This window comes from Nocardioides marmoriginsengisoli (assembly GCF_003725695.1).
Classification (GTDB): domain Bacteria; phylum Actinomycetota; class Actinomycetes; order Propionibacteriales; family Nocardioidaceae; genus Marmoricola; species Marmoricola marmoriginsengisoli.
Window position 1 is genome coordinate 33,818 of record NZ_RJSE01000007.1, and the last position, 25,530, is coordinate 59,347.

At 71.5% G+C, this 25,530-nt stretch carries 28 protein-coding genes; 19 read left to right on the forward strand and 9 right to left on the reverse strand.

Annotated elements, in window-relative coordinates; translation table 11 throughout:
• The first annotated feature begins 7 nt into the window (after positions 1 to 7).
• Entirely contained in the window at positions 8 to 1,051 is a 1,044-nt protein-coding gene (locus EFK50_RS08830; protein ID WP_123227219.1) for an L-2-amino-thiazoline-4-carboxylic acid hydrolase, read from the forward strand.
• On the opposite strand, the gene EFK50_RS08835 is transcribed toward EFK50_RS08830, so the two are convergent.
• The 3 genes from EFK50_RS08835 to EFK50_RS08845 all read right to left on the reverse strand — a co-directional run bounded on the left by EFK50_RS08835 (position 996) and on the right by EFK50_RS08845 (position 3,331).
• Positions 996 to 1,694 (reverse strand): GntR family transcriptional regulator, encoded by a 699-nt coding sequence (locus tag EFK50_RS08835; RefSeq protein WP_183407740.1) that lies wholly within the window; start codon positions 1,692 to 1,694, stop codon positions 996 to 998. The genes EFK50_RS08830 and EFK50_RS08835 overlap by 56 nt on opposite strands.
• Positions 1,695 to 1,785: 91 nt before the next feature.
• Positions 1,786 to 3,159 carry an amidase gene (locus tag EFK50_RS08840; RefSeq protein WP_123227221.1) on the reverse strand — a complete coding sequence of 458 codons (1,374 nt, stop codon included), beginning with the start codon at positions 3,157 to 3,159 and terminating at the stop codon, positions 1,786 to 1,788.
• Positions 3,152 to 3,331 (reverse strand): hypothetical protein, encoded by a 180-nt coding sequence (locus EFK50_RS08845; protein ID WP_123227222.1) that lies wholly within the window; start codon positions 3,329 to 3,331, stop codon positions 3,152 to 3,154. The genes EFK50_RS08840 and EFK50_RS08845 overlap by 8 nt, the downstream gene beginning before the upstream one ends.
• Before the next feature lie 82 nt (positions 3,332 to 3,413).
• On the opposite strand from EFK50_RS08845, the gene EFK50_RS08850 reads away from it, so the two are divergent.
• From EFK50_RS08850 to EFK50_RS08870, 5 genes are all read left to right on the forward strand, one after another.
• Positions 3,414 to 4,160, forward strand: coding sequence for a nitroreductase family protein (locus tag EFK50_RS08850; RefSeq protein WP_123227223.1), 747 nt, complete (start codon positions 3,414 to 3,416; stop codon positions 4,158 to 4,160).
• A complete protein-coding gene (locus EFK50_RS08855; protein ID WP_123227224.1) occupies positions 4,157 to 5,113 on the forward strand; it encodes a zinc-binding dehydrogenase in 957 nt (318 codons plus the stop codon). The genes EFK50_RS08850 and EFK50_RS08855 overlap by 4 nt, the downstream gene beginning before the upstream one ends.
• Positions 5,110 to 5,868, forward strand: coding sequence for an enoyl-CoA hydratase/isomerase family protein (locus EFK50_RS08860; protein ID WP_123227225.1), 759 nt, complete (start codon positions 5,110 to 5,112; stop codon positions 5,866 to 5,868). The genes EFK50_RS08855 and EFK50_RS08860 overlap by 4 nt, the downstream gene beginning before the upstream one ends.
• A 68-nt stretch (positions 5,869 to 5,936) precedes the next feature.
• Positions 5,937 to 6,401 (forward strand): MaoC family dehydratase, encoded by a 465-nt coding sequence (locus EFK50_RS08865; protein WP_221177336.1) that lies wholly within the window; start codon positions 5,937 to 5,939, stop codon positions 6,399 to 6,401.
• Between the two features lie 41 nt (positions 6,402 to 6,442).
• Positions 6,443 to 7,072: a TetR/AcrR family transcriptional regulator gene (locus EFK50_RS08870; protein ID WP_123227227.1), complete on the forward strand. Its 630-nt coding sequence runs from the start codon at positions 6,443 to 6,445 to the stop codon at positions 7,070 to 7,072.
• Positions 7,073 to 7,109: 37 nt separating this feature from the next.
• On the opposite strand, the gene EFK50_RS08875 is transcribed toward EFK50_RS08870, so the two are convergent.
• The 3 genes from EFK50_RS08875 to EFK50_RS08885 are packed head-to-tail and all read right to left on the reverse strand — an operon-like array spanning position 7,110 to position 9,150.
• Positions 7,110 to 7,625, reverse strand: a complete 516-nt coding sequence (locus tag EFK50_RS08875) for a flavin reductase family protein (RefSeq protein ID WP_123227228.1) — start codon at positions 7,623 to 7,625, stop codon at positions 7,110 to 7,112.
• Positions 7,622 to 8,422, reverse strand: coding sequence for a VOC family protein (locus EFK50_RS08880; RefSeq protein ID WP_123227229.1), 801 nt, complete (start codon positions 8,420 to 8,422; stop codon positions 7,622 to 7,624). Before EFK50_RS08880 ends, EFK50_RS08875 begins: the two co-directional genes overlap by 4 nt.
• Positions 8,419 to 9,150, reverse strand: a complete 732-nt coding sequence (locus EFK50_RS08885) for an enoyl-CoA hydratase/isomerase family protein (RefSeq protein WP_183407741.1) — start codon at positions 9,148 to 9,150, stop codon at positions 8,419 to 8,421. Before EFK50_RS08885 ends, EFK50_RS08880 begins: the two co-directional genes overlap by 4 nt.
• An 87-nt stretch (positions 9,151 to 9,237) precedes the next feature.
• Here EFK50_RS08885 and EFK50_RS08890 point away from each other — a divergent pair, with 87 nt between their 5' ends.
• On the forward strand, positions 9,238 to 10,092 hold the full coding sequence (locus EFK50_RS08890; RefSeq protein WP_123227231.1) for an alpha/beta fold hydrolase: 855 nt from the start codon (positions 9,238 to 9,240) through the stop codon (positions 10,090 to 10,092).
• On the opposite strand, the gene EFK50_RS08895 is transcribed toward EFK50_RS08890, so the two are convergent.
• Complete coding sequence (locus EFK50_RS08895) at positions 10,082 to 10,810, reverse strand: sulfite exporter TauE/SafE family protein (RefSeq protein WP_183407742.1); 729 nt, start codon at positions 10,808 to 10,810, stop codon at positions 10,082 to 10,084. The two genes, EFK50_RS08890 and EFK50_RS08895, sit on opposite strands and share 11 nt — an antisense overlap.
• Positions 10,811 to 10,999: 189 nt before the next feature.
• Here EFK50_RS08895 and EFK50_RS08900 point away from each other — a divergent pair, with 189 nt between their 5' ends.
• From EFK50_RS08900 to EFK50_RS08950, 11 genes are read left to right on the forward strand one after another with little or no spacing between them, the layout of a single operon-like run.
• Complete coding sequence (locus EFK50_RS08900; protein ID WP_123227233.1) at positions 11,000 to 12,520, forward strand: ABC transporter substrate-binding protein; 1,521 nt, start codon at positions 11,000 to 11,002, stop codon at positions 12,518 to 12,520.
• A gap of 2 nt (positions 12,521 to 12,522) precedes the next feature.
• Positions 12,523 to 13,368: an ABC transporter ATP-binding protein gene (locus tag EFK50_RS08905; protein ID WP_123227234.1), complete on the forward strand. Its 846-nt coding sequence runs from the start codon at positions 12,523 to 12,525 to the stop codon at positions 13,366 to 13,368.
• Entirely contained in the window at positions 13,365 to 14,288 is a 924-nt protein-coding gene (locus EFK50_RS08910) for an ABC transporter permease (RefSeq protein WP_123227235.1), read from the forward strand. The genes EFK50_RS08905 and EFK50_RS08910 overlap by 4 nt, the downstream gene beginning before the upstream one ends.
• 6 nt (positions 14,289 to 14,294) lie before the next feature.
• A complete protein-coding gene (locus tag EFK50_RS08915) occupies positions 14,295 to 15,197 on the forward strand; it encodes an ABC transporter permease (protein WP_123227236.1) in 903 nt (300 codons plus the stop codon).
• On the forward strand, positions 15,194 to 15,985 hold the full coding sequence (locus EFK50_RS08920; RefSeq protein ID WP_123227237.1) for an ABC transporter ATP-binding protein: 792 nt from the start codon (positions 15,194 to 15,196) through the stop codon (positions 15,983 to 15,985). The genes EFK50_RS08915 and EFK50_RS08920 overlap by 4 nt, the downstream gene beginning before the upstream one ends.
• Before the next feature lie 17 nt (positions 15,986 to 16,002).
• Positions 16,003 to 17,418 (forward strand): zinc ribbon domain-containing protein, encoded by a 1,416-nt coding sequence (locus EFK50_RS08925; protein WP_123227238.1) that lies wholly within the window; start codon positions 16,003 to 16,005, stop codon positions 17,416 to 17,418.
• Positions 17,418 to 18,602, forward strand: coding sequence for an acetyl-CoA acetyltransferase (locus EFK50_RS08930; protein ID WP_123227239.1), 1,185 nt, complete (start codon positions 17,418 to 17,420; stop codon positions 18,600 to 18,602). Before EFK50_RS08925 ends, EFK50_RS08930 begins: the two co-directional genes overlap by 1 nt.
• Positions 18,599 to 19,513, forward strand: a complete 915-nt coding sequence (locus EFK50_RS08935) for an SDR family NAD(P)-dependent oxidoreductase (RefSeq protein ID WP_123227240.1) — start codon at positions 18,599 to 18,601, stop codon at positions 19,511 to 19,513. The genes EFK50_RS08930 and EFK50_RS08935 overlap by 4 nt, the downstream gene beginning before the upstream one ends.
• Positions 19,514 to 19,538: 25 nt before the next feature.
• Entirely contained in the window at positions 19,539 to 20,048 is a 510-nt protein-coding gene (locus EFK50_RS08940) for a VOC family protein (protein WP_123227241.1), read from the forward strand.
• Entirely contained in the window at positions 20,048 to 21,571 is a 1,524-nt protein-coding gene (locus EFK50_RS08945; protein ID WP_123227242.1) for a class I adenylate-forming enzyme family protein, read from the forward strand. Before EFK50_RS08940 ends, EFK50_RS08945 begins: the two co-directional genes overlap by 1 nt.
• A complete protein-coding gene (locus EFK50_RS08950; RefSeq protein ID WP_221177337.1) occupies positions 21,568 to 23,115 on the forward strand; it encodes a class I adenylate-forming enzyme family protein in 1,548 nt (515 codons plus the stop codon). The genes EFK50_RS08945 and EFK50_RS08950 overlap by 4 nt, the downstream gene beginning before the upstream one ends.
• A 22-nt stretch (positions 23,116 to 23,137) precedes the next feature.
• Here the strand turns inward: EFK50_RS08950 and EFK50_RS08955 are convergent, their stop codons facing one another.
• Together EFK50_RS08955 and EFK50_RS08960 are read right to left on the reverse strand one after the other, a co-directional pair.
• On the reverse strand, positions 23,138 to 23,920 hold the full coding sequence (locus tag EFK50_RS08955) for a hypothetical protein (RefSeq protein ID WP_123227243.1): 783 nt from the start codon (positions 23,918 to 23,920) through the stop codon (positions 23,138 to 23,140).
• Positions 23,917 to 24,480, reverse strand: coding sequence for an RNA polymerase sigma factor (locus EFK50_RS08960; protein ID WP_246004101.1), 564 nt, complete (start codon positions 24,478 to 24,480; stop codon positions 23,917 to 23,919). The genes EFK50_RS08955 and EFK50_RS08960 overlap by 4 nt, the downstream gene beginning before the upstream one ends.
• Before the next feature lie 159 nt (positions 24,481 to 24,639).
• Here EFK50_RS08960 and EFK50_RS08965 point away from each other — a divergent pair, with 159 nt between their 5' ends.
• Complete coding sequence (locus EFK50_RS08965) at positions 24,640 to 25,467, forward strand: SCO6745 family protein (protein ID WP_123227245.1); 828 nt, start codon at positions 24,640 to 24,642, stop codon at positions 25,465 to 25,467.
• Positions 25,468 to 25,530 lie beyond the last annotated feature (63 nt).

A 25,530-nucleotide genomic window follows, 5' to 3' on the forward strand; every position in this document is an offset into this window, starting at 1 on the left:
GGGCGGCATGTCGATCCACGGAATCCGGACCCGGCCCGAGCTCTCGGCCCGGGCCCAGCTGACTTCCATCCTGCAGGCGGGTGCGCGGATCTACATGCACATCGCCGACGCCACCCTGGAGACCGGCGTGCCGACCGCGGAGGCCGCCGTACGGGCGCACCTGCGCGGGTACGGCTCCTGGCGCGGCGAGGAGATGCGTCAGGCGCACGCGGCGCTGGGCGGCGACATCGACATGCAGACGCTGATGCAGCGGTGGGACAGCGCGAGCACCTACGTGGTGAAGGACGAGCTGGAGGCCGACGGCGTCTACTCCCCCGGCGACGTCCAGTTCGAAGTGCACTACTGCCCGGCCTCGCTGGCCTGGAAGGAAGCCGGCTTCCACCGGTGGGGGCACGTGTACTGCGACGAGGTGCACCAGTCGATCGCGTCCAGCTACCACCCCGACGGCGTGGTCGTGATCCCGCTGAACCTGATGAAGGGCGACAGCCACTGCCAGTTCCGCTGGGTGCTGCCGCCGACGGCCGCGAAGGTCGACCAGCCGGTGACCGACCTCGGCCGGCAGCTGGCCGAGCTCTACCCGGCGGCGGACACCGACGAGGAGACCGGGATGCGGCTGGCGCAGACCCGGACCAGTCGGCTGATCGCCGGAAGGTTCCTCACCTGGGCGCGGGCTGCCGAGGAGCACGGGGTGCCGGAGAGCGCCCTGGTCGAAGGCCTCCGCCGGTGGGCGACCCAGCGCGGCGAGCTGCTCGCGAAGGACCTGGTCGGCCGCTCGGCGGCGAGCTTCCTGACCAACCTCGACCTGGCCCCGCTGGCGGTGTGGCGGTACGGCGTCGCGGTCGAGAACGACGACTGCACCGCGCTGATCGTGCACGGGACGCCGATGGACGACCTGTTCCGGCACTACGACGCGGGCAAGTACGCGGCGATGTTCTGGGACGCCTTCCCGATCCTGGTGAAGGCGTTCGACCCGACCCTGGAGTGCCGCGTCACGGTCACCGAGACCGCGACCCCCGCACTACGGGAAGTGGTCCTCCGCCGCGCCTCCTGATCGCCATCATCACCAGCGCCAGCTCCTTGGCCCGGTGCCGGTCCTGGAGCCGGACGACCTCGTCGGCGTCGCCGGCCGAGGCGGCCTCGAGGATCGCGTCGTGGTCGGCGGTGACCCGGAGCGCAGCGGTCAGGTCCGCGAAGTACAGCGACCGGTAGCCGTCGGTGTTCCACGACCGGACGATCGCGTCGAGCAGGTGGTACTTGCCCGATGCCTCGAACAGCGCGAAGTGAAACCGGCGGTTCGCGTGCGCGGCGGTGATCCGGTCGCCCGCGACCAGGGCCTCACGGTTCTCCCGGGCGGCGGCCCGCATCACGTCGAGGTCCGAGGCGCGCAGCACCGGCACCGCGCTGCGCGCCGCCTCGGCCTCGAGCAGGGTGCGGATCCGGTCGAGCTCGTAGAGCTCCGAGGTGGTCATGCCGGGGATCACGAACCCGCGCCGCGCCACGTGCCCGACCTGGCCCTCGCCCTCGAGCTGGTTGAGCGCCTCCCGCAGCGGGCCGCGGCTCACCCCGAAGCGGCGCGACAGCTCCTCGATGTTCACCTGGGTGCCGTTCTCCAGGTCCCCCGCCAGCAGCGCGTCCCGCAGCGCAGCGAGCACGGCCTCGGTTCTGGTGGGGACCGGTTCGAGCCTGCGCACCATGGCGGATCCTTCGGCGGGTAGGTGGGTGCGACCAGTCTCCCGGAAAGTGGCTATTGGATCCAACAACATTCCCGAGGCAAATGAGACGGCCCTACCCCAGCGCCGGCCGGAGCCGGTGGAACCCCGTCTCCCGCTGGTACGCCGCCGCGGCCGCGAGCACGCCGGCATCCTGTCCCGGAGGCCCGGCGATCTGCAGCGACAGCGGCATCCCGGCGCTGGTCAGCCCGATCGGGACCGCGGCCGTCGGGCAGCCCACGGTCGCCCAGTACGGCGTGTGCAGCGACCCGAAGACGAGTGACTGGTCGCCCTCGAGCAGGTCGTGCAGGGTCGGTGCGCCGACGGTGGCCATCGGACTGACGTGCAGGTCCACCTCGGTGAACAGGGCCCGGGCCCGCTGCCACGACCGCGCCCGCACCCGCTGCGCCTGGACGTAGTCGGCTCCGGTGTAGGCCAGCCCGCCGGAGAGCAGCGTGCGCGTGGAGCGGCCGTACTCCTGCCACCTCGAGCGCAGTGCCGGCAGGTGGTAGGCGTAGCCCTCGCTCAGCATGATCACGTAGTTCGCCGCGGTCACCTCGACGTAGTCGGGCAGTGGCAGCTCGACGATCTCGGCGCCGGCATCGCGCAGCACGGCCAGCGCGGCCGCGAAGGCGTCGGGCTGGCCGTCGTCGGTCGCGGCGGTCATCGTGTCGAGCCGGTCGACGCCGATCCGGAGGCCGCGGAGATCGATGGTCGCCGGGGCGGTCGCGTCGTCGGCGATCGCGGCGAGCACCAGCGCGCAGTCCTCGGCGCTCCGGGCGATCGGGCCGATGCTGTCGAACGACCACGCCAGCGGCAGGCAGCCGTCGGTGCTGATCGCTCCCCAGGTGGTCTTCAGGCCGGTGACGCCGCAGAAGCCGGCCGGGATCCGGACGCTGCCGCCGGTGTCGGTGCCGATCGCGCCGAGGACCAGGCCGGCCGCGACCGCGCTGGCGCTGCCGCCGCTGGACCCGCCCGCCCAGCGGTTCAGGTCCCACGGGTTGCGCGGCACCGGGAACGGCTTGTCGGGGTCCGGGAAGCCGCACGCGAACTCGCTCAGGCTGGTCTTGCCCGTGATCACCGCACCGGCCCGGCGCAGCCGGGAGACGACGGCCGCGTCCTGGCGGTCGCCCCACTCGGGATCCTGGGCCGAGCTCTGCGCCGTGGTCGGTCCCTCGCTCGTGGTCAGCAGGTCCTTCACCGCGATCGGGATGCCGTGCAGCGGTCCCCGGTCCTGGCCGGCGGCGAGCTCCTGGTCGGCGACGGCGGCGGCCGCGCGGGCCTGGTCGTCGAAGCGCAGGATGTAGGCGCCGAGACGGTCGGGGTTCGACGCGCCGTCGACGGCCTCGGCGCGGGCGATCGACCGTTCGACCAGCTCGACGGCCGTCGTCGTCCCGGCGCGGAGGGCGGCCGCGGCCTCGGCGATCGAGTCGGGGAGCTGCTCAGTCATCCGAGTCCCCCGTCCACGCGATCCGGCCGGGTGAGCACGGCGGCGGGAGCTGGGGGTCGGCGTACAGGACCTGGGCCATCGCCCGGGAGCCCTCGATCCAGGCGACGATGCCGTCGAGCTCGTCCGGCGGTACCTCCAGGCCGGCGGCGGCGAGCTGATCCTGAACAGACATGCCGTTCTCCTTCGTTCGCGGTGCCTTGGCGTGCGGCACTCTGCCATGATAGATACCTTCTAGTCGGTATGAAGGAGAATTCGTGACCAGCCAGGCCCGATCGGGGACGACCGTCCTGACCGACCTCACCCAGGTGCTCACCACGACCCGGTCGGTGCGGCTCCGGCTCGACTACGACCGTCCGGTCCCCCTCGACGTCGTCGGCGAGTGCCTCCAGCTCGCGCTGCAGGCGCCCACCGGAGGCGCGGCCGAGGACTGGCGCTGGCTGGTCGTCGCCGATCCGGCGCTGAAGGCCGAGCTCGCAGCGCTCTACTTCGCCGGGTACGACGAGTACGTCTACCAACCGCTGCACGGCGCCGCCGGGACCGAGGACGAAGCGGTCGCCGGCCGACTCGGCGGGGTCGCGGCCGACGGGTCGGTGAACCCGCGGACCCAGCGGATCCTCGACGGTGCCGACCACCTGGCCCGCAACATCGGGCGAGCGCCGTACCTGGTGATCCCGTGCGCGACCCGGCCCGACCCGGCCAAGGGCGGCGCCGGGACCACCTCGGCGTTCTACGGATCGCTCTACCCGGCGATCTGGCAGTTCAACCTGGCGCTGCGGGCGCGCGGTCTCGGCACCTGCATCACCTCGCTGCACCTGCACCACGCCGAGCAGGCGGCGGCACTCCTCGGGATCCCGGACGACGCCGTCCAGATCACGATGCTGCCGATCGCCTACACGCTCGGCACCGACTTCAAGGTGGCCGCGCGCAAGCCGGTCGCCGACGTCGCCTACCTGGACGGCTGGGGAACACCGCTCCCCTACGACGAGCGGCCGTTCGGATGAGGGCGGCGTACGTCGAGCAGCCCTCGGCCACCGACCCGGCCGCCGCGGTCGTCGTCGGCGAGCTCGACGCACCGGCCGGACCGGACGGGTGGGCCCAGGTCGACCTGTACGCCGGCGCCCTGAACATGCACGACGTCTGGATGCTCCGCGGCGTCGCCCAGCAGCCGGGAGTCGACCGGTACGTGCTGGGCAGCGACGGCGCCGGCCGGTACGACGGCACCGACGTCGTGATCTACCCGGTGCTGCCCGCCACCGAGTCCGGCAGGACCGTCGGCCACGCCACCCTGCTCAGCGACCAGGGCCACGGGCTGCTCGCCGAGCAGGCGGTCGTGCCGCGCGAGAACCTGGTCGCCAAGCCGGCGCACCTCTCCTGGGCCGAAGCCGCGAGCCTGCCGACCGCGTGGCTGACGGCGTACCGGATGTTGTTCACCAAGGGCGACCTGCGGGCCGGCGGGAGCGTGCTGATCCAAGGCGCCGGCGGTGGTGTCGCCACGGCGGCGCTGCTGCTCGCCCGTGCCGCTGGTGCGAACGTCCTGGTCACCTCGCGCTCCGCGGAGAAGCGCGACCGGGCCCGGGAGCTCGGTGCGGACCTGGCGCTGGAGCCCGGTGCGCGGGTCCCCGACCTGGTCGACGTCGTGGTCGACACCGTCGGGCCGGCGACCTTCGAGCACTCGATGATGTCGACCCGCGCCGGGGGCGCGATCGTCACCTGCGGCGCCTCCACCGGCTTCGTGGTCGAGGTGAACCTGGCGCGCCTCTTCGCGCGCGAGATCAGCATCCACGGATCGACGACCGGCACCCTCGAGGAGTTCCGGGCGCTGCTCGGCTTCGTCGGGAAGCACCAGGTCCGCCCGGTCGTGGACAGCGTCGTCGACCTGGACGACGTCCGCCGTCAGGTCGAGCGGATGGTCGCCGGGGACGGGTTCGGCAAGCTCTGCGTGCAGCTCCGATGAGCGGCGCGCCGGTCGTCCTCACCCGAGTCGGGCCCGCGCTCCAGGCGCGGATCAACCGGCCCGAGGCCGGCAACGCCTGCAGCTCCGAGGTGATGGCGGGACTCGAGGAATGGCTCGCCGGGGCGGCCGATCCGGAGGTGCGGGCGCTGGTGCTGACCGGCACCGGGCGCAGCTTCTGCGCCGGCGCGGACCTCGCCGAGGCGACCGCGCTGCTGGGTGACCAGCCCGCCCTGCGCGCCTTCCTGGACCGTGGTCGCGCCCTGGTGCGCCGGGTCCGCGACGCCGGCGTGCCGACGATCGCCGCGGTCAACGGGGCTGCCTTCGGCGGCGGTCTGGAGCTGCTGCTGGCCTGCGACGTCGCGGTCGCGGCCGGCTCGGCCCGGATCGGCGACCGGCACATCTCCGTCGGCCAGGTGCCCGGCTGGGGCTCCAGCGTGATGCTCCCCCGCGCCGTCGGACCGGTGCTCGCCCGCCGGCTGCTGCTCACCGGCGAGACCTGGACCGGGGCCGAGGCCGAGCGCCACGGCCTGGTCAGCGAGGTGGTCGCGGACGAGGAGCTCGACGGTGCGGTCGCCGCGCTGGTCGAGCGGATCGCCGCCCACGACCCCGACGCCGTCCGGCGGATGCTGCGGGTCGCGCGCCCCGACGACGACGAAGCCGCCTGGAACCGGGAGGCCGCGACGCTCGCCGAGCACCTCGCCGGCCAGCCGGATCCCGGCGCGAACCCGCTTCCCGCCGCGTTGCGCGGCCGCTGACCCCTAAAGTGCATAGCGACTAGTCGGAATGGAGCACCACGACCGTGCGAACGATCAAGCGAACCACCGTGACCACGCCCCGGGACCTGCTGGACCTGGTCGGGCAGGACCTCGGCGCCAGTGAGCCGCGCGTCGTCACCCAGGAGGACGTCGACTCGTTCGCGGACGTCACCAAGGACCACCAGTGGATCCACGTCGACGTCGAGCGCGCGAAGACCGGCCCGTTCGGGACCACGATCGTGCACGGGTTCCTGACCCTGGCGATGGTGCCGCGGCTGCTCGAGGACATCCTCGAGGTCTCCGAGTTCTCGATGGGCGTCAACTACGGCCTGGACCGGGTCCGCTTCATCCGCCCGCTGCCGCCGGGCACCGAGATCCAGGGCACCGCGACCCTGGTGTCGGCCGAGCCGATCGTCGCCACCGAGAAGGACCCGCGCGAGGGCGTGCAGGCCAAGGCATCGGTGGTCGTAGAGTTCGCGGACGAGTCACAGACCTGCTGCGTCGCCGAGATCCTGTTCCGCTACTACGCCTGAACGTGACCCGCAGTGCCAGAGATGCGAGACCGAGGAGCACCATGACTGAGCCCGCCGACACGACACCGTCCGGACGGCGCCGCTGGCCCGACGGCTACGACCCGCCGCGGACCCGTCGTGAGCTGGTCGACAGCGCCCTGCACCTGTTCGAGAAGGACGGTTTCGACCGGACCACGCTCCAGCAGATCGTCAGCCGCGCCAACCTCACCAAGGGTGCGTTCTACCACCACTTCGAGAGCAAGGAAGACCTGCTCTCGCAGATCCAGAACGAGTACCTGGACACCCAGATCGAGGCCGCCAACGCGATCGTCGCCACCCAGACCGACACCGTCGAGCAGCTCCGCGAGCTGATCCGGCTCAGCCTCAGCGGGGTGGCGACCTACCGCGCGCACGTGGCGATCTTCTACCAGGAGCGCCGCCACCTCACCGGTGACCGGCTGGCCGCGGTCACCGAGAAGCGCAACGAGCTCGAGGCCGTGTTCCGCGGTTCCGTCGAGCGCGGCATCGGCGCCGGCACCTTCCGCGCCGACATGTCCGGAAGGGTGGTCAGCTTCGGCATCCTCGGGATGTGCGCCTGGGCGTTCCAGTGGTTCAACCCGGACGGGACCCTGACCATCGACGAGGTGGCAGAGCAGTTCTGCGCGTTGGTGCTCGACGGGTTGCTGGCTTAGTCCCTGCGGACGCCCGCCGCCCGCGCGGCGACCCGCCCTACTCCGCCAGGTCGGCGACCGGGGCGGAGAAGCGGCCCCGGTAGAAGGAGAGCGCCGGCGTCGAGGACTCCTTGAGCCCGACGTGGTCCACGTCGACCAGGAAGATGATGTGGTCGCCGCTGCTGATCGCCTGGTCGGTGCGGCCGGCGAGGACGGCCGGCGTACCCGGGATCAGCGGCACCCCGTCCGGTCCCGGGGTCCAGCCGATGCCGTCGAGCTTGTCGGTGCCGGAGAGCCCCGAGGTCGCGAACCGGCGGGCGATGTCCTCCTGGTCGGCGCCGAGGATGTGGATCGCGATCCGCTCGGCCTCGGCGAGCACCGGGTAGCTGGACGAGGTGGTCGCCAGGCAGAACAGCACCTTCGCCGGTTCCAGCGAGACCGAGGTGAACGAGTTCACCGTCAGCGCCGCGACCCGGCCGTCGGCGGTGCGTGCGGTGACGGCGGTGACGCCGGTCGGGAAGTGCCCGCAGACCTTGCGGAAGTCACCGGAGTCGAAGAGGGGCTCGGTCGTCATGCGGTCACCGCCGAGGAGAAGTTGTCGGGACGGAGGCGGCTCTGCAGCTCGACCAGGCACACGGTGTGGCCCTCGGGGTCGCGGATCAGCTGCAGCTTGCCGTGCGGGCTCTCGAACGGGCCGACGCTCGGCGTGCCGCCGAGCTCGGTGACCCGGCTGATCGCGTCGTCCAGGGAGGCGACGCTGAAGTACGTGATCCAGGTGGACGGCACCAGGTTCGGCCAGTCGTTGTCGAGCCGAAGCACGCCGGCGACGGCGACCTCGCCGAGCTTCAGCACGGTGTACGGCTGGGAGGTCGGCGAGCTCTGCACCTCGGTGTCGAACCCGAACAGCGCCTGGTAGTACGCGATCGACTGCTCCGGCTCACCGGTGTCGAGCTCGTTCCAGCAGAGCGCGCCGGACTCGTTCAGCGCCTCGACGCCCGCGCGCAGCTCGCCCTGGTAGAGGCCGAAGACGGCACCGAACGGGTCGACCACGGTCGCGCCGGAGCCGGCGGCCGGCAGGTGGCGCGGCGCGGTGACGAGCTCGCCGCCCGCGGTCACGGCCTGCTCGGCGGCGGCGTCGATGTCGTCGACCGCGAAGTAGGTGATCCAGCCGCGCGGTCCTCCGTGCAGACCGTCCGAGATGCCGGCGACGTCGCGTCCGGCGAGGCTGCACATCCGGTAGACGGAGCTGCCGATCCGCTCGTGGCGCACCGTCCAGCCGAGGAGTGCCGAGTAGAACTCCTCGGAGGCGGCCGGGTCGGACGAGCAGAGCTCGACCCACACCGCCTCGCCGGCTTGGAAGGGTCGGTTCATCGGTCTGCTCCTTCGGCAGGCGGCCGCACGATCGTGCGGGCCGAGATCTCGTAGGCGGCCGCCGGTGACCCGGTGGCGATGCTGCTCTCGACGACCTCGACCACGGCGCGCAGGGCATCGCCGGGGACGGCCGCGAGGCTCTCGACGAGCTCGTCGACCTCGGCGTCGAGGGTGGTTTCGGTGACGACCCTGGCGACCAGGCCCCAGGCCAGCAGCTGGGCCGCGGTGGCCGTCGTACCGGTGAGGAGGGCGTAGGCCTGCGCCCGCGGCAGGGCCTGCGCGACGGTGTGCCCGACGCCGGCCGGCGCGAAGCCGTACCGGACCTCGGGCAGCGAGAGCCGGACGTCGCTCGCCGCCACCGGCAGGTGCACCGCGGCGAGCAGGCCGGCACCGAAGCCGATCACCTGACCCCGTACGGCGGCCACCACCGGGACCGGCAGCCGACGGATCCGGCCCAGGCTCTCGTCGCTGGTCCGGAGGTCCGCCGCGACGGCGTCGGTACCGGCGGCCGCCAGCGCCTCGAACGACGAGGTGTCCCAGCCGCCGCAGAAGTTCCGGCCGGCCAGCTCCAGCCGGATCACCGCGCATGCGGGGTCGGCGGCGGCCTCCTCGAGGACGTCGGCCAGCTCGGTGAGCAGGGCCTGGTCGAAGCAGTTCCCCCGCCGGCTGTTGTCGTAGGTCACGCGCGCGACACGACCGCCGCGTTCGCGCTCCAGGGTGGTGGACATGAGTAAGATCATACATACCAGTCGGTATGAAGTAAACTCCCGACAAGGACCAGAGGACGCCGAACGGCGTCCCGGAAGAATAGGTGGATGCGCATGCTTGAGAACGGCTCGCACTTCGTCGACGTCGGCGGATACCAGCTGCACTGCGCGGTGATCGGTTCCGGCCCGCCGTTGCTGGTCGTGCACGGCGGGATGGGCTACGGGCACGGTGGTTTCCGACCGTGGCTCGACGCGCTCGGCGACAGCCGGACAGTGATCTACGTCGACCTGCCGGGCAACGGCAAGAGCGGCACTCCGGCGGACTACGAGCAGTGGAGCACCGTCGACCGGCTCTCCGACTCGCTCCACCAGCTGCGCGTCGGGCTCGGCCTGGAGACCTGGAGCGTCTTCGGACACTCCTTCGGCGGCTACGTGGTGCAGTCCTACGCGCTCGACCACCCGGACGAGATCGACTCGCTGGTGATCTCCTGCTCGACGTCGATCATGGACCACATGGACGAGTCGCTGCGGTTCGCCCGGATCGCCAGTCACAGCGACGAGCAGTACGAGGCGATCGCGGGCGCGCTGTTCACTCCGATGACCAGCGACGCCGAGTTCGACCGGGTCACCAGCCAGGTGCGGTCGGCGTACTTCGCGGACCCCGACTTCCTGGGACGGGACGTGCAGATGCCCAGCGGCGGGAGCGCTGCCGCCTTCAACGCGACCCTCCGGGTCTGGGACAACTCCGACCTCAGCAACCGGGTCGCTTCGATCACGGTGCCGACGCTGGTCCTCGGCGCCGCTCGCGACTGGACGTTCCCGCTCGACGTCGGCGCCCGCCGTACGCACCGGCTGATCGAGGGCTCGAGCTACCACGAGTTCGCCGACTCCGGGCACTTCCCGTACGTCGAGGAGCACGACGAGTTCATCGAGGTCGTCGCGGGCTGGTTGCTCACCCCGTGACGAGGACTCCGGCGGCAGCTGCGAGCAGGCCGATCACGATCGCCCACCGCAGCTGCGCCGGAGTCAGCGACGTGAACGTCCGGCTGCCGATCCGCCAGCCGAGCGGGATCGCGGCCAGGCCGGCCACGGCCATCAGCAGCCCGGTCGTCGACGCGTGCCCGATCAGCACCAGCGCCACCACCACGACCAGGTCCTGCAGCAGGAAGGTCGCCTGCAGGGTCGCCCGGTAGGCGGTCGGCGCCAGGCCGCGGAGCGCCGCCACCAGCGGTGGTCCGTTGATGCCGGTGGACGCGAGCAGCGCGCCGGCGCCGAACCCGCAGGCATCGATCCCGCGGCCCGTCGGGTGCAGCCGCTCGCCGAGGATCTCGGCCGCTGCCGCGGTCAGCACGACGAGGACGATAATGAGCTGGAGAGCGCGGTCCGGGAGGACCGTGATCAGCACCAGGCCGACGGGGATGCCGGCCAGGGCCCAGCCGCTGAGCCGGGCGACGAGGGGGCGAGATACATGGTGGCGATCCACGCAGGACGCCCAACCCGAGATGAAGACGCCTGCCAGCGTGCTGGCGAAGACGGCAGTCGCCGGGTCGGTGAAGAACAGCAGCAGCGGCACCGCCACCAGGGCCGCCCCGAAGCCGGTGACGGCCTGCACGTAGGACGCCGCGAAGAAGACGCACAGGCCCACGAGGAGCGGTGCCAGGGCGGCGTTGTCGACGGTCATGCGGCGGAGTGTAGGCCCAATCCGACCAGTGGGTATGTTTGTGAGCGTCAGACAGACTCTAGGAAAACAGGGCTTGAAAAGACCATCTATGCAAGTCATTGACTTGATACCGGCTGGTCGGTACGTTGTGTTGAGCGTCACGGAACCACGTCGCGCGTCATCACATCTCACTGCGTGAAGGAAGACCTCATGATCAAGAACCGCTTGGGAGCACGGCGGCTGGTTGCCGTTGCCGCCGCGCTCACGATGGCAGGACTCGGCCTCACTGCTTGTGGAAGCGACTCGGAGAAGTCCGGCGCTTCGAGCAACGCCCCGATCCGCGCGCTGCTGAACGCGCAGCCGACCACCCTGGACCCGATCGTGGGACCGCGCTCCGGCCAGCCGGTGTGGGGGACGATGCTCGAGCCGCTGATCAACACCGACGCGAAGTTCGACCCGGAGAACACCGGCGTCATCACGGACTGGAAGCGCGACGACCCGACCACCTGGACGTTCACCGTCCGGGAAGGCATCAGCTTCAGCAACGGCGAGAAGGCCGACGCTGCCGCGGTCGCCAACTCGATCCTGCTCAACCGCGACACCGAGGCCGGCATCCTGAAGTCGTACTTCGGCAACGTCGCCTCGGTCGAGGCGCCCGACGCCACCACCGTGGTGCTGAAGACGAAGACCCCGCAGTACAACATCCCGAACCTGCTGACCAACGTCTTCCTGCTGCCGCCGGCCTACTACAAGGAGAAGGGCTCCGAGGGCTTCGCCGCCGCTCCGGTCGGCACGGGACCCTACGTGCTCGACAAGGTCCAGGCCGGTCGCAGCATCTCGGTCAAGCTCAACCCCGACTACTGGGGCGAGAAGCCGAAGAACACCGGCGTCGACTTCAGCTGGTCCAACGAGCCGTCCCAGCGGCTGGCGCTGCTGCAGTCCAAGAGCGTCGACGTCGCCTTCGACCTGAGCTACACCCAGGCCGCGGACGCCAAGAAGGCCGGCCTCGAGGTCACCAGCACCGAGACCGCGGTCAAGCTGGTCGCGTTCCTGTACGCCCCGACGGCTCCGTTCAACGACCCGAAGCTGCGTGAGGCGGCCGCCCTGGCGATCGACCGGAACGCCATCGTCGACGGCATCTTCGACGGCCACGCCAAGGCTGACGCCGGACTGCTCAACATCGTCCCCGGCTCCGAGCCCGGCGAGTCCGTCACGGCTGACCCGGCGAAGGCCAAGGAGCTGGTCGGCGGTACCAGCGTGACCGTGCCGATCTCCTACCCGGCCGGGCAGTACACCAACATCGAAGAGGTCGCCCAGGCCATCGGCGGCAGCCTCGAGAAGGCCGGCTTCAAGGTCAAGTACAACCCGCTCGACTACGGAACCCTGGTCAAGCAGGTCGTCGGCCGCCAGCTGAACGGCATCTACATGTTCGCCGGCGTCCCGAACGTCGCTGTCCCGGACTTCTTCGCCAGCGGCTTCATGAAGACCGTCTCGATCACCGGCAACTGCCCGGACCCGAAGGCGGACGCGCTGGTCCAGAAGGCCCTGGAGCAGGACGACGCGGCTGCTGCCGCGCCGGTCTACGACGAGCTCAACACGCTCGGCGTCGTGGACAACCACTGCTTCGTGCCGCTGTACCGCCAGATCTTCAACTACGGCACCCAGAAGAACGTCAGCGGTGTGCAGTACGACGCACTCGGCGCCTACGACTTCACGAAGGCGACGCGCTGACGATGTCCGAGATCCTGGAGACGGAGGTGTCGGCCGACCACGGCCGGCGCCTCCGTGCCCCGGAGGAATCCACCCCGGTGCTCGACGTCGACGACCTCGTCGTCGAGCACCGGAACCGGACCACGGGGGAAGTGTTCCGAGCCGTCGACGGCGTCTCGTTGCGGATCGACGCCGGCGAGAGCGTCGCGGTCGTGGGGGAGTCCGGCTCCGGCAAGACCACCCTGGCGATGGCGGCGACCGGGCTCGGGGTCCGGGGCAGCGGCGACATCCAGCTGCTCGGGCACTCGCTCGCCTCGATCGGACGGCGGCAGCTGCGTGAGCTCCGTCCCGAGGTGCAGGTCGTCTTCCAGGACCCGCACGGCTCCCTCGACCCGCGGCAGTCGGTCCGGTCCGGCCTGCGCGAGCTGCGCGGGTTGCAGCGCGAGCGCACCTCGTGGATCGACGACGACGGCCTGCTCGACCGGGTCCGGCTCACCCCCGACATGCTCGACCGGTACCCCCACCAGCTCAGCGGCGGCCAGGCCCAGCGGGTCTGCATCGCCCGGGCCCTGCTGATGCGCCCGCGGCTGATCGTCGCCGACGAGCCCACCTCGGGCCTCGACGTCTCGGTCCAGGCCGACGTCCTCAAGCTCCTCCAGGAGACGCAGGCCAGCACCGGCGCCGCGCTCCTGATGATCAGCCACGACCTGGCCGTGGTCCGCTCGGTCTGCGACTCCGTGCACGTGATGTTCCGCGGCAAGGTCGTCGAGTCCGGGCCCTGCGAGACCGTGTTCAAGAATCCGACGAACGAGTACACCCGCGAGCTGCTGGACGCGATGCCCGGCGCCCGCTGGAGGGCACGCCGATGAAAGCGACCACCCTGAGAAGGATCGGTGCCCGGGTGGCGACCCTGCTGGCGTCGTTGCTGATCGCGCTGACGATGGCGTTCGCGCTCGGCCGCCTCTCCGGCGACCCGACCGCGACCATCCTCGGCCCGATGGCGCTGCCCGAGCAGCGGGAGGCGCTGCGCCACCAGCTGGGCCTCGACCAGCCCTTGCTGGTGCAGTACTTCGACTACCTCAAGGGCGTCTTCACCGGCGACCTCGGCGACTCGCTGCAGTTCTACCAGTCCAACACCACGATGATCCTCGACCGGCTGCCGTTCACCCTGCAGCTGGTGGCGGCCGGGATGAGCCTGGCGATCCTGATCGGGATCCCGCTCGGCGTCCTGGCGGCCACCCGCGAGGGCACCTGGTGGGACCGCGGCGCCTCGACGCTGGCGCTGCTCGGCCAGTCGGTGCCGGTCTTCTGGCTCGGGATGATGCTGGTGGTCCTGTTCGCGGTGAAGCTCGGCTGGTTGCCGGCCGGTCAGTCCGGGTCGCTCAAGCACCTGATCCTGCCCGCGGTCACGATGGCGCTCTACCCGATGGCGCACATCGCCCGGCTGACTCGCGCCTCGATGAGCGACGCGCTCCGCGAGCCGTTCATCGACTCGGCGCGCGCCCGCGGGATCAGCACCACCCGGGTCGTCTGGCGGCACGGGTTCAAGAACGCGATGATGCCGATCCTCACGATCATCGTGCTGCAGACCGGTGTGCTGATGTCCGGCGCCGTCGCGATCGAGTACGTCTACTCCTGGCCCGGCCTCGGCCAGCTGGCGCTGCAGTCGATCCAGTTCCGCGACTTCCCGCTGGTCCAGGCGATCGTCGTCTTCGCCGCGGTGATCTTCGTGCTCCTCAATCTCGTCGTGGACCTGCTCCACTCCGTCGTCGACCCCCGGGTGAGGTGATCCGCCATGAGTGAGCTCGAGATCGAGCTGGCCCCGCACGCCGGCGAGCCGCTGAAGCCGGCCAAGGACCGGCGCCGCCGTACGAGCCGGACGTCGGTGTTCTGGCTGGGCCTGCCGCTCGGCGTGATCACCTTCCTGGTCTTCGTGCTGCCGCTGACCGGGCTGCTGCCCGACGGCGGCCAGGACCTCACCGCCACCCGGCTGCCGCCCGCGTTCCTGGACGGCGGCACCTGGGCGCACCCGCTGGGCACCAACAAGCTCGGCCAGGACGGACTGACCCAGCTGGTCGAGAGCGGCCGGCTGACGATCATGATCGGCCTGGTCGGCGCGCTGGTGGCGATCGGACCGGGCACGCTGCTGGGCCTGCTGGCCGGCTACTGCCGGGGCTGGGTCGACAAGACCATCTCGATCCTGATCGACGCCCAGCTCGCGCTGCCGTTCATCCTGATCGCGCTGGCCATCATCGCGAACCGCGGTAGCTCGCTGCCGGTGCTGTTCCTGGTCCTCGCCCTCACCGGCTGGGCCAGCTGCGCCCGGGTCACCCGGTCCGCGACGCTGAGCATCCGGGAGCGCCAGTTCGTGCTCGGCCTGCGCGCGGCCGGAGCCTCCGAGGCCCGGATCGTCTTCCGGCACGTGCTGCCGAACCTGGCCGGCACCGTGGTCGCGCTGGCGACACTCCAGGTGGGCACCGCGATCCTGGTCGAGAGCGCGCTCAGCTTCCTCGGCCTCGGTGTCGTGCCGCCGCACTCGAGCTGGGGCTCGATGCTCGCGGCCGGCCAGGACGAGCTCAGTCACTCCTGGTGGATCGCCTTCTTCCCCGGTCTCGCGATCACCGTGCTGGTGCTGCTGGTCAACCTGATCGGCGACGCCCTGCTCACCCACAACGACCCGAGGAAGAGGCGCCGATGACCGAGCTGCTCACCATCTCCGGGCTCTCCATCTCGGCCCGGCTCGCGGACTGCGACCTGCGGCTGCTCGACGACGTCGACCTCGCCGTACGACGCGGCCAGATCGTCGGCGTGGTCGGGGAGTCCGGCAGCGGCAAGACCACCCTGGCGCGCTCGGTGGTCGGCCTGCTGGAAAAGAACGTGCGCGTGGACGGCGGGTCGATCTCGCTGGCCGGCGAGCAGGTCGTCGCGCCCGGGGTCGACCTGACCGCCGGGGTCCGTGGCGGCCAGGTCGGGATGGTCTTCCAGGACGCGTCCCGGTCGCTGAACCCGCTGATGAAGGTGCGGGCGCACCTCGCCGAGGTGCTGCACCGGCACGTCCCCGGCATCGACAAGGACGAGGTGCGCCGGCGCTCGGTCGAGGTGCTCGAGCAGATGCGGATCACCGACACCGCCCGGGTCCTCGACAGCTACCCGCACCAGCTCTCCGGCGGCCTGCGGCAGCGGGTCGCGATCGGCCTCGCCGTGGTCACCCGACCCTCGCTGGTGATCGCCGACGAGTGCACCACCGCGCTCGACGTGACCACCCAGACCAAGGTGGTCGAGCTGTTCCGGACGCTCGTCGACGAGCTCGGCATCGGCCTGCTCTTCGTCACCCACGACCTGATGCTGGCCAGCGACCTCTGCGACGAGATCGCGGTGATGAGCAGCGGCCGCGTCGTCGAGCAGGGGACCGCCCTGCACGTCCTGGAGAGCCCCGAGCAGGACTACACGCGGCGCCTGCTCGCCGCGATCCCCGCCTGGAACTAGAAGGAGAGATCCGACCGATGCCCGATCAGCCCGGGATCGACGCGTACGCGGCGTACCTGCCTGCCTACGTGCTCGCCGACAACCGCCTCGACGCCACCACGGCGCCCCGTTCCGGCGGACCGACCAGAAGCGTCGCGGCGTACGACGAGGACTCGGTGACGATGGCCGTCGAGGCCCTCCGCCACCTGGCCGAGCCGACCGGCTGGGGTCGCCAGCTGCTGCTCGCCACCACCAGCGCGCCGTACGACGCCAAGACGTCGGCCGGCATCGTCCACGAGGCGCTCGGCCTCGACCCGGGCGTCTCCGCGGTCGACCTGCGCGGCCACCGCTCGGGTGCCGCGGCGCTCGACCTGGTCACCCGCGCCGGCGCCTGCGCCGCGCTCGCCGATGTCCGGACGACCCGGCCGGGCGCTCCGGACGAGCTCGCCCAGGGTGACGCGGCGGCGGCCTTCATCGGCGGCAGCGGAACGTCTCCTCGGGCCGCGACCCTGGTCGCCCGGGCCGCGCACACGACCGAGGTGCTCGAGCGCTGGCGGCTTCCCGGTGAGCAGCACGACCGGGTCTGGGACGAGCGCTTCACCGCCGAGGTGCTGGTCGAGGCCGGCAAGGCCGCCGCCACCCGGGCGCTCGCCGACGCCGGGCTCTCCGGCGTGCACCACGTGGTGGTCTCCTCCTCCAACGCTCGCGCGGCCGCGACGCTGCGTCGGGCGCTCGGCGGCGACGGCCAGGACGCGATGATCGAGCGGGCGACCGGCTTCACCGGCGCGGCCCACCCGGGCCTGCTGCTGGCGGCCTGCCTCGACCTAGCCGAACCCGGCCAGACCGTCCTGCTGCTCTCCGCGACCGAGGGGGCCGACGCGTTCGTCTTCCGGGTCGGTGACGACATCCGGACGGCCCGCACCGGGCCGACCGTGCGCGACCAGCTCGCCGCGCAGCAGCAGCTCGGGTACGGCAGGTTCCTGCGCTGGCGCGGCCTGCTCGACGTCCAGGGTCCCGCCCGCCCGGCCGCTCCGGCCCCGGCGGCACCGCCGATGAACCGGCGCGCCGGCTGGAAGTTCCGCCTCGAGGGCAGCCGCTGCGACGCCTGCGGCAGCGTCACCACCCCGCCGCGACGGATCTGCGTCTCCTGCGGGATCCCGACCTCGACGGACTCGCCGAGCAAGGTCTCGCTGCGCGACCGGGTCGCCACGGTGGTCTCGGTGACCACCGACCACCTGACCACGATGCCGGAGGCCTCGGTGGCGATCGTGATCGCCGACGTCGAGGGCGGCGGCCGGCTGTCGGCGTACGCGGCCGACGTCCCCGCCGAGGACGTCGCCGTCGGGATGGAGATGACGCCGACGTTCCGGCGGCTCTGGACCACCGACGCGATCCACAACTACTTCTGGAAGCTCCGTCCCACGACGGCCGTGCTCGACAAGGACACCCCCTGATGGCGAATCACCGGATGGCCCACGACGTCGCAATCGTCGCGATGGGCTGCACCCCGTTCCGCGACCACTGGAACTCCTCGGCCGACGACCTGCTGGTCGATGCCGTCGGCGAGTGCCTCGAGCAGCTGCCGGACGTCGCGATCACCGACGTCGACGCGTTCTGGGTCGGCACCCAGGGATCCGGGATGTCCGGCCAGACGCTGGCCCGGCCGCTGCGGCTGGTCGGCAAGCCGGTGACCCGGGTCGAGAACTACTGCGCCACCGGCTCGGAGGCGTTCCGCAACGCCGCCTTCGCGGTGGCCTCCGGTGCCTACGACATGGTGATGGCGACCGGTGTCGAGAAGCTCAAGGACAGCTCGCAGTCCGGGCTCTCCGCGGTCTACCCGCCGTCCGACGGGACCGACGTCGACTGGACGGCTCCGGCCGGCTTCTCGCTGCTGGCTCCGGCGTACCAGGGTGCGTACGGCGTCGGCGACCGGGACATGCGCAGCACGCTGACGCACGTCGCGGTGAAGAACCACGCCAACGGCGCCCTGAACAAGCGCGCCCAGTTCCAGAAGGCGATCTCGGCCGAGGTCGTCGAGTCGTCGCCGAAGATCGCCGGGCCGCTCGGGGTGATGGACTGCTCGGGCGTCTCCGACGGCGCCGCCGCGGCGATCCTGGTCCGGGCCGAGGACGCCTACAAGTACACCGACAAGCCGATCTTCCTGAAGGGGATGGGTTTCGTCGCCGGTGCCGGTGAGGGGCTCGCCTCGGACGGCTACGACTTCACCACCTTCCCCGAGGTGGTCACCGCCGCCGCGCAGGCCTACGAGCAGGCGGGCGTCACCGACCCGGCGAACCAGATCTCGCTGGCCGAGGTGCACGACTGCTTCACGCCCACCGAGCTGGTGCTGATGGAGGACCTGGGCTTCTCGGAGCGCGGCAAGGGCTGGCGCGACGTCCTCGACGGGCGCTACGACCTCGACGGCGCGCTGCCGGTCAACAGCGACGGCGGACTGAAGTCGTTCGGGCACCCGATCGGTGCCACCGGCCTGCGGATGATGTTCGAGTGCTTCACCCAGCTGCGCGGTGAGGCCGGTGACCGCCAGGTCGCCGACGCCAGGCTCGCGGTGGCGCAGAACCTCGGCGGACAGCCGGGCTCCTGCGTCGCGTTCGTCGCGGTGCTGGGGAACGAGCGATGAGCGCCGGGCAGGTCGCCTTCGACGGCCGGGTCGCGATCGTCACCGGCGCCGGCAACGGCATCGGCCGGGCGCACGCGCTGACCCTGGCCGCGCACGGCGCCCGCGTCGTCGTCAACGACCTCGGCGGATCGGTCGACGGGACCGGCTCGTCCGGTGCCGCGGCGGCGGTCGTCGCCGAGATCGAGGCGGCCGGCGGTACGGCGGTGGCGTCGACCGACTCGGTCGCGACCGTCGAGGGCGGCGCCGCGCTGGTGCGGACCGCGATCGACGCCTTCGGGCAGGTCGACGCGATCATCCACAACGCCGGCATCCTCCGGGACCGGAGCTTCGCGAAGATGACCGACGACGACGTCACCGCGGTCTTCGACGTCCACCTCGGCGGCGCGTTCAACGTGCTCCGGCCGGCCTGGCCGCACCTGGTCGCGCAGGGCTTCGGCCGGATCGTGCTGACCAGCTCGTCCTCCGGGCTGCTCGGCAACTTCGGCCAGTCCAGCTACGGCGCGGCGAAGGCCGGCCTGATCGGGCTGATGAACGTGCTCTCCCTGGAGGGCGCCCGGCACGGGATCCTGGTCAACGCGCTCTCGCCGACGGCGGCAACCCGGATGACCGAGGGTCTGCTCGGCGACCTCGCCGACCGGTTCGAGCCCGAGCACGTGGCCGCGGTGGCGACGTACCTGGCCTCGGAGCAGTGCGAGCTGAGCCGGCAGATCCTCACCGTCGGCGGCGGTCGGGTGGGCCGGATCTTCCTCGGCGTCACCCCGGGCTGGTACTCCGGCCCGGACCCGGCCTCGCCGACTGACGTCCTCGGCGCGATCGACGAGATCTGCTCGCTGGACGACTACATCGTCCCGGAGGGCGGCGCCGACGAGATCGCCCTGATCCAGAAGGTCCTGGCCGGTCCCTCGGCCTGACCGTTTCGAAGAGAGAGAATCAACCATGGCTGTCAGCGAGGTTCACCACGTCGCGATCTCGGTCTCCGACGTGGAGCGGGCCGCGGACTTCTACGAGAAGGCCCTCGGCTACACCAAGACGCTGCGCTCGGACGTCGGCGGGCCCGGCATCGAGGAGTCGCTCGGACTCCCGGCCGGCACCACCGGCAAGGTCCAGTACCTGCAGGGCCCGTCCCAGATCGGCCAGCTCGAGCTGATCGAGTGGAACGGCACCAAGACCCGTACGGCGACCGCCGGGCACCTCGAGCTCGGCACCTTCCTGCTCAGCTTCCAGGTGCCGCTCGACGAGATCGAGGAGCTGCACCAGCGGATGACCGACCTCGGCGCCGAGTGCCTCTCGCCGCCGAACCGGGTGCTGCTCCAGAACTACGGCTACATCACCGCGTTCGCGGCCCGGGATCTCGACGGGAACCTGCTCGAGTTCGTCTCGCTGCCGTCGCGCGAGGAGATCCGGGCGTTCAGGAGCGGTGAGTCCCAGAACGGGGCGACCAGCTGATGGCCACCAGCAACTTCTCCGAGACGCTCCGCCGCCAGGCGCTCCGGCGCGCCGATCGCGAGGCGCTGGTCGACGGCGACCGGCGCTGGACCTACGCCGAGCTGGACGCCGCGGTGGACCGGCACGCGGCGGCGCTGCTGGCGGCCGGGATCGGCGGCAACGACCTGGTCGGGGTCCTCGGCGGCAACTCGGCGACGTACGTGCTGGAGCTGCTGGCGCTGAGCCGGATCGGTGCGATCTCGGTGCCGCTGAACTGGCGGCTGCACACCAACGAGCAGACCTACGTGATCGAGCAGGCCGGGATCAGCTGCCTGCTGTACGACGACCAGTTCAGCGAGCAGGCGGGCCAGCTGATGGCCGGCACCGGACTGAGGATCGCGGTCGCGAACGGCGACGACGTCATCGCCGGCGCCGAGCGGCTGGCCGACCTGCTGGACCGGCAGCCCGCCGGTGTCCGCGTCCCGGATGCGGAGAAGGACGCGGACGACATCCACCGGCTGCTCTACACCTCGGGCACGACCGCGCACCCGAAGGGCGTCATCCACACCTGCGGCAACCTGACCGCGAACCACCGCGCCCAGGTGCTCGAGCTCGAGCTGACCCAGGAGGACAGGATCCTGGTCTCGGCGCCGCTCTTCCACGTCAGCGGGCTGGAGGCGCCCGGTCTGGCGGTGTTCGTCGCCGGCGCGACGATGGTGCTGACCCCGACCTTCAAGGCCGAGGACATCGCCCGGATCGCGACCGAGGAGCGGATCACCGGGATGGTGCTCGCCGCCCAGATCCTGTTCGCGATGATGGAGCTCGACCCCGCCCCGGACCTGAGCACGCTGCGGTACCTGCTCTTCGCCGGGGTCGCACCGAGCGTGCGCCGCCAGGTCAAGGCGCTGCTGCCGCACGTGCGGCTGGTCGACACCTTCGGGATGACCGAGCTGTGCAACGGGGTCTGCTACATGGACGCCGCGCACGAGGAGTCGAAGATGGGCGCGCTCGGCGCGCCGTTCCCCGGGGTGCACCTGCGCATCGTCGACGAGGACTTCCGCGAGGTCCGGCCCGGCGCCGAGGGCGAGCTGATCGTCCGCGGCGAGAAGATCTCGCCGGGGTACTGGAACGACGACGAGGCCAACAAGCGCACCCGGCGGGACGGCTGGTTCCTCACCGGCGACGTCGCCCGGATCGACGAGGACGGCTACCTCTGGTTCGTGGACCGTCGTACCGACCTGATCAAGTCGGGTGGCGAGAACATCGCCAGCGCCGAGGTCGAGCGGGTGATCGCCCAGCACCCGCAGGTCGCCGAGGTGGCCGTGATCGGCGTACCGGACGCGCAGTGGGACGAGGTGCCGAAGGCTTTCGTGATCCTGCGCGACCCCGGTGCCGCGACCGCCGAGGACCTCCGCGAGCACTGCATCGCGAACCTCGCCAAGTACAAGGTGCCCAAGCACATCGACGTGGTCGAGGCGCTGCCGCGCAACGACTCCGGCAAGGTGCTCAAGAAGCGGCTGCGGGAGCAGGAGGTCACCGCGTGAGTGCGCCGACCGCGAACCTGGCCCGGATGATCACCCTGAACGCGGTGCGGTTCGCCGACGCCGACGCCCTGGTCTTCGAGGGCCGGCGATGGACCTACGCCGAGCTCGACGCCGACGTCAGCGCGCTGGCCGCCGGTCTGGCCGAGCAGGGCGTCGCACGCGACTCCCGGATCGCGATCGTGGCGAACAACGTGCCGGAGTTCCTGATCCTGTCGCTGGCGCTGACCCGGCTCGGAGCGGTCTTCGTGCCGCTGAACTACCGGCTCACCGCCGGCGAGCTGGCGCACCTGATCGGGCACGCGCAGGTGGAGGCGGTCGCGACCGTGCCCGAGTTCGCGGAGCTGACCGCGGACGCGCTCACCGGCCTTCCCGCCGTACGACGGATCGCGCTGGAGCCGATCGACGAGACCTGGCAGGACGTTGCCGCGATCGCCGAGCCGCACCGCGGCGTCCGGGTCGCCGACGTCGAGCTGGACGACCACGCGCTGCAGCGGATCATCTACACCTCGGGCACCACCAGCCTGCCCAAGGGCGTGATGATCACGCACGGCAACGTGAACGCCAACATGCACGCCCAGATCGTCGAGCTGGGGCTGACGACCGCGGACCGGATCCTGAACGTCGCCCCGCTGTACCACGTGGGCGGTCTCGACCTCCCCGGCTACGCGATCTGGCACGTGGGCGGCTGCATGGTGCTCCAGCGCCGCTTCGAGCCGGACGACATCCTGCGCGGGATCGACTCCGAGTCGATCACCGGGATGGTGGCGGCAGCCGCGATGCTCGACATGATCCGCCGCAACGCCGAGGAGGTCGGCGCCGACCTGACCTCGATGCGCTGGCTGATCTTCTCCCAGGTGACGACGGCGCTCTTCAAGGTGGCGCGCGGGCTCTTCCCGAACGCCAGGCTCATCGAGGGCTACGGCCTCACCGAGACCTGCAGCGGGCTCACCTATCTCGACGAAGCCCACATGGAGAGCAAGCAGGGCTCCGTCGGCATCCCGGTCCCGTGGGTCGACGTCCGCGTCGTCGACGAGAACGACGAGGATGTCCCGGTCGGCGAGAACGGCGAGGTGATCGCCCGCGGTCCGAAGGTCAGCCCCGGCTACCTCGACGACGGCGACGCCACCGCCAGCGCGTTCCGCAACGGCTGGTTCCACACCGGCGACGTCGGCTGCTTCGACGCCGACGGCTACCTCTACATCCGCGACCGGCTCAAGGACATGATCCGCAGCGGCGGCGAGAACATGTCCAGCGCCGAGATCGAGAACGTCCTCGCCGACCACCCGCTGGTGCTCTCCGCCTCCGTGGTGGCCGCCCCGCACCCGAAGTGGCAGGAGGTGCCGGTGGCGTTCGTGATCGGCAAGCCCGGCCTGACCGCCGACGACCTGGTCGAGCACGCGCGTGCGCGCCTGGGCAAGTTCAAGGTGCCCAAGGAGATCTACCTCGTCGAGGAGTTCCCGACCAACCCGTCCGGGAAGGTGCTGAAGCGGAGCCTGCGCGAGCAGCGCCCGGAGATGGTGCCGGACTGGGCCTACTCGGAGTAGGCCGCCGGCACGCACCCCGGGGTCAGCTCGCGCTGCGGGTGCTCCCGTCGGCGAGGTGCACGGTGTAGGACCACGTCTCAGCCGGATGGTCCGAGCTCTGCTTGCGCGACGGCCACCAGGCAGCGAACCGGTTGCCGGAGACCGAGGCCTCGATGTCGCGACCCGAGGACGTGTGCACGGTGACGCCGGTGACGTCGCTGCCCACGTAGCCCTCGGCCCAGGTGAACCAGCCCTCCTCGGTGCTGCCTTCCATGCTGCTGGTCTCCTGGATGCGGTCGGGGGCGAGGGTCGGCGGCGCGGCTGCGTCGGTGTCGTAGCTGCCGAAGAAGCCGTCCGCGGTCGTCGCCTCCCGGGCGGTGAGGCCGTCGGGCATCAGGCAGACGGCCTCGGTCCCGGCACCCGTGAGCAGGACGTAGGTCCACGCGCCGCGTCGCTCGGCCACCGCGATGCGCTCGCCGTTCGCCGGGAGCTCGAGGGCGCTGCGACAGGTGGTGGCGGCCGCGGCCGCCGCTTCGCTCGTGAGCGGTTCGGGCTTCGGCGTCCACGATCCGTACGCGCTGCCGTTGAGCAGGAGTCCGGGGACGGCGATGCCGGCGGCACCTGCCAGGCCCGCGATCACCAGCAGTCGTCGCCGCCGCGGCCGAACCTGCTCCGCCGCGGCGGCTCCGTCGCCGGGCGTCGCCACGATGCGGGCGAAGGTCGCGTCGGCACGAGCGCGTTCCTCGGCGGTCAGATCGGTCGACGGTGCCGGGTCGAGCTGGCGCAGGGCAGCGGTGATCACGGTGTCGTCGGTGCGGGTTCTCATCGGGGGCTCCTTCCGGGGGCCGGGTTGCCGAGCAGGGATTCGTCGGTGGTGGCGTCGACCAGGCGACGCAGGGTGCGCCGGGCCCGGGACAGCCGCAGGCGGAAGGCGGTAGCGGAGATGCCCAGCACGGTCGCCGCCTCGGGCGCGCTGAGCCCGTCCAGGACGGAGAGCGCGATCGCTTCCTGGTCGGTCGCGCTCAGCTGCGGCCACGCCGTGGCGAGGTCGACGCGACCTGCGACCAGATCGGGGTGGTGGCCGGGATCCGCGGGTCGGACCTCGGCTAGCCTGACCGCGACGGCCTCGTGCCGGTCCTCGCGGCGCCGGGCGTTCTGGAGGGTCTTGCGCGCCACGCCGAAGAGCCAGGCACGCGCGGCCGACAGGTCCGTCGGTACGTCGTCGAGGCGGCGCCAGGCGACCAGCATCACCTCGCCGACAACGTCCTCGGCGTGGGAGGGGTGCACCCGTCTCCGTACGAAACGGAGCAGGTCGGCGTAGGCCGCGTCGTAGACGTCCCGGAAGCGTTGATCACGCTCCGGCAACGACGATGTCATGGGTTCCATGCCCTGTACCTGTCGGGGATGGTGCAAGTGTGTCATCCGAATTTCGGGCCGAGGCGCGATCGAGGAGTCGCGCGACGGGTGTCGTTTCGAGACCCTGCTGTTCGTCGTACCGGTGAGAGGCTGCCCGGAGGGGCGCCGTCACGACAGGAGACCACCACGATGCAGCAACCCGTCGCACGCCGTCTGTACGAGCTCGTCGAGCCGATCCCGATGGTGAACTTCGCCGCGGACGAGCCCAACGAGGAAATGGCGGCGCTCGGCTTCACCAACTACTGGGACGGCTACTTCGCGGGCCGGTCCGCTCCGCTCGGACGGGTGCCGGCCGAGGTGGTGCACGCCGCGTTCTACAACTTCGCCGACGGGGAGGCGGCTCGCCACGTCCCCAAGGTCTGGGAGACGACCACACCCGAGGCGGCGCACGCCGCGCGCCAGCAGGGCTGCGTCGCGGCGCTCCGCCGGATCCTCGGCGACCTCGTCGGGACATCGGGACTGGCCGCCGCGGCGGACCTGCTCGCCCAGGCTTCGATCAGCGCGCCGACGGAGGGACGCGTCATGTACGCCGCCCTCCGCGCCCTCCCGATGCCCGACGAGCCGGTGGCCCGCCTGTGGCACGCGGGCAACATGCTCCGCGAGCACCGCGGTGACGGCCACATCGTCGCGCTGGTCTCCGAGGGGATCGGCGGGCTCGAAGCGCACGTGCTGAGCGCGCTGGACCTGGGCATCCACCCGGCGGAGTCGTTCGGCCGGATCCACCACCTGCCCGCCGCCGACCTGGCCGCGCTGATGAGCGGGCTGCGGGACCGTGGCCTGGTCGACGCCGGCGGGCGGTTCACCGACGCCGGCCGGGCGGCGAAGGACCGGGTCGAGACGCTGACCGACGCCCTCGCCGAGGCGCCGTACGCCAGCCTTGCCGAGAACGAGCTCGAGCGGCTGATCGAGCTGCTGGGGCCGATCTCGAGGCGGCTCCAGGAGACCGGGTCGGCCTAGCGCACATCACCGACTTCACCGGCGCGGGCCGGCGGACGGGTCGGCCACCGAGGACGGCGAGGC

What these genes read in the sequence shown, in the direction of transcription:
- EFK50_RS08845 (WP_123227222.1), bottom strand. Translation starts at nt 3,331, where the DNA reads ATGTCTGTTCAGGATCAGCTCGCCGCCGCCGGCCTGGAGGTACCGCCG.
- EFK50_RS08900 (WP_123227233.1), top strand. Translation starts at nt 11,000, where the DNA reads ATGATCAAGAACCGCTTGGGAGCACGGCGGCTGGTTGCCGTTGCCGCC.
- EFK50_RS08960 (WP_246004101.1), bottom strand. Translation starts at nt 24,480, where the DNA reads ATGGAACCCATGACATCGTCGTTGCCGGAGCGTGATCAACGCTTCCGG.
- EFK50_RS08870 (WP_123227227.1), top strand. Translation starts at nt 6,443, where the DNA reads ATGACTGAGCCCGCCGACACGACACCGTCCGGACGGCGCCGCTGGCCC.
- EFK50_RS08855 (WP_123227224.1), top strand. Translation starts at nt 4,157, where the DNA reads ATGAGGGCGGCGTACGTCGAGCAGCCCTCGGCCACCGACCCGGCCGCC.
- EFK50_RS08920 (WP_123227237.1), top strand. Translation starts at nt 15,194, where the DNA reads ATGACCGAGCTGCTCACCATCTCCGGGCTCTCCATCTCGGCCCGGCTC.
- EFK50_RS08945 (WP_123227242.1), top strand. Translation starts at nt 20,048, where the DNA reads ATGGCCACCAGCAACTTCTCCGAGACGCTCCGCCGCCAGGCGCTCCGG.
- EFK50_RS08840 (WP_123227221.1), bottom strand. Translation starts at nt 3,159, where the DNA reads ATGACTGAGCAGCTCCCCGACTCGATCGCCGAGGCCGCGGCCGCCCTC.
- EFK50_RS08955 (WP_123227243.1), bottom strand. Translation starts at nt 23,920, where the DNA reads ATGAGAACCCGCACCGACGACACCGTGATCACCGCTGCCCTGCGCCAG.
- EFK50_RS08895 (WP_183407742.1), bottom strand. Translation starts at nt 10,810, where the DNA reads ATGACCGTCGACAACGCCGCCCTGGCACCGCTCCTCGTGGGCCTGTGC.
- EFK50_RS08880 (WP_123227229.1), bottom strand. Translation starts at nt 8,422, where the DNA reads ATGAACCGACCCTTCCAAGCCGGCGAGGCGGTGTGGGTCGAGCTCTGC.
- EFK50_RS08885 (WP_183407741.1), bottom strand. Translation starts at nt 9,150, where the DNA reads ATGTCCACCACCCTGGAGCGCGAACGCGGCGGTCGTGTCGCGCGCGTG.
- EFK50_RS08905 (WP_123227234.1), top strand. Translation starts at nt 12,523, where the DNA reads ATGTCCGAGATCCTGGAGACGGAGGTGTCGGCCGACCACGGCCGGCGC.
- EFK50_RS08935 (WP_123227240.1), top strand. Translation starts at nt 18,599, where the DNA reads ATGAGCGCCGGGCAGGTCGCCTTCGACGGCCGGGTCGCGATCGTCACC.
- EFK50_RS08965 (WP_123227245.1), top strand. Translation starts at nt 24,640, where the DNA reads ATGCAGCAACCCGTCGCACGCCGTCTGTACGAGCTCGTCGAGCCGATC.
- EFK50_RS08940 (WP_123227241.1), top strand. Translation starts at nt 19,539, where the DNA reads ATGGCTGTCAGCGAGGTTCACCACGTCGCGATCTCGGTCTCCGACGTG.
- EFK50_RS08910 (WP_123227235.1), top strand. Translation starts at nt 13,365, where the DNA reads ATGAAAGCGACCACCCTGAGAAGGATCGGTGCCCGGGTGGCGACCCTG.
- EFK50_RS08830 (WP_123227219.1), top strand. Translation starts at nt 8, where the DNA reads ATGTCGATCCACGGAATCCGGACCCGGCCCGAGCTCTCGGCCCGGGCC.
- EFK50_RS08875 (WP_123227228.1), bottom strand. Translation starts at nt 7,625, where the DNA reads ATGACGACCGAGCCCCTCTTCGACTCCGGTGACTTCCGCAAGGTCTGC.
- EFK50_RS08860 (WP_123227225.1), top strand. Translation starts at nt 5,110, where the DNA reads ATGAGCGGCGCGCCGGTCGTCCTCACCCGAGTCGGGCCCGCGCTCCAG.
- EFK50_RS08915 (WP_123227236.1), top strand. Translation starts at nt 14,295, where the DNA reads ATGAGTGAGCTCGAGATCGAGCTGGCCCCGCACGCCGGCGAGCCGCTG.
- EFK50_RS08930 (WP_123227239.1), top strand. Translation starts at nt 17,418, where the DNA reads ATGGCGAATCACCGGATGGCCCACGACGTCGCAATCGTCGCGATGGGC.
- EFK50_RS08835 (WP_183407740.1), bottom strand. Translation starts at nt 1,694, where the DNA reads ATGGTGCGCAGGCTCGAACCGGTCCCCACCAGAACCGAGGCCGTGCTC.
- EFK50_RS08925 (WP_123227238.1), top strand. Translation starts at nt 16,003, where the DNA reads ATGCCCGATCAGCCCGGGATCGACGCGTACGCGGCGTACCTGCCTGCC.
- EFK50_RS08890 (WP_123227231.1), top strand. Translation starts at nt 9,238, where the DNA reads ATGCGCATGCTTGAGAACGGCTCGCACTTCGTCGACGTCGGCGGATAC.